Genomic DNA, 1,126 nt, shown 5'->3' on the forward strand with positions numbered 1-1,126 from the left:
CACGTTCACCCGCCGCGGCTCCCCTTTGGGGGGCCAATCGGTTCCGGCATTTTTGTAGGGGCCGATCAACTCTTTCTTCTTGGTGTCCACCGAGATGACGGGAGCGCCTGCTGCCTGAAAGCCTGCACCTGGGCATTGATGTGCTCGAACTGTGCGTCGCGGTCGGGATGCCCGCGTCCCTCATTGGCCTTACGGTTACCCTGGCGGGAAAAGCCGAGCCGGCGCAGCAGGCGGCGCACCGAGTTGGCCGACACCCGATGGCCCTTGTCCCGCAACGCCGCCGCCAGCTTCTCGAGGCTCTTCGACACCCACAGCAACGGACGCTCCGGGCAACCCAGCGTCATCGGGGAAACCAAGTCCAGCAGGGTGCGCTCCAGCAGAGGATCCCGGTCGGTCAACCGCTTGCGTCCACCGCCCGGCTGGCGCAACCGCGCCCCCGACGGCGGCACGCCGGTGGCGATCTCCTTCAAACCGCGCCCAATCGTGCTCGGCGCGATCCCGGTGGCCCGCGCCACCGCAGCGATCCCGCCATGCCCAAGGGCCTGCGCTTGCGTGGCGGCGAACAGACGGCGGCCTCGCTCGTCCAGGCTCGGACGCAGCAGGGCGTATTGGCGGCGGAGCGCGGCTTCATCAATCATCAAACCGAAGCTACAGGCTCCGACTCCAGACGAGAATCCCCTACCGCACGACCAGACCATTCGATTCGTCTATTTTGGCCCAATGCCTTAGATCGGCGGCCGAGCTCTTCGGCCTCCGGTGGGGTCGTGTCCCGGATCGGCGTGACGCGGAGTTCGCCGTTGGACAGGTCGACGTCTTCAAGCAACCCCTTTTCGGCAAGGCCGGCCACTTCGGCGGCGATCCGGTCGAGTTCCGCGCCTCTTTCAGCAAGGTGGCCGTCGGCGTTGCGTGGAACGGCCACGGGCAACGCTCCCTCCTCGTGAAGGATGTCGAAGGTCGGACGCGGCATGAGGCAACTCTCGAAGTCCCGGTACTGGCGGCTCCCCTCCACCCAGACGTCGCCCGTCCGCAACCGGTCACGCAGTTCGGACAGCGCGCAGATTTCGTAAGCTTTCCGGTCAATGCCTTCCTTCTTAATGACGAAGGGGCGCCAAGAGCTCGGAGAAGC

Annotated in this window: 2 pseudogenes; both read right to left on the minus strand. The window is 66.0% G+C overall.

The features are described from left to right. Positions 1–698: pseudogene (locus I71_RS24395) on the minus strand (ISAzo13 family transposase); the annotation flags it as partial. Positions 699–727: 29 nt separating this feature from the next. After that, a pseudogene (locus tag I71_RS24400) lies at positions 728–1,126 on the minus strand (Tn3 family transposase); the annotation flags it as partial.

Source organism: Azospirillum sp. B506 (assembly GCF_000333595.1).
GTDB lineage: Bacteria > Pseudomonadota > Alphaproteobacteria > Azospirillales > Azospirillaceae > Azospirillum.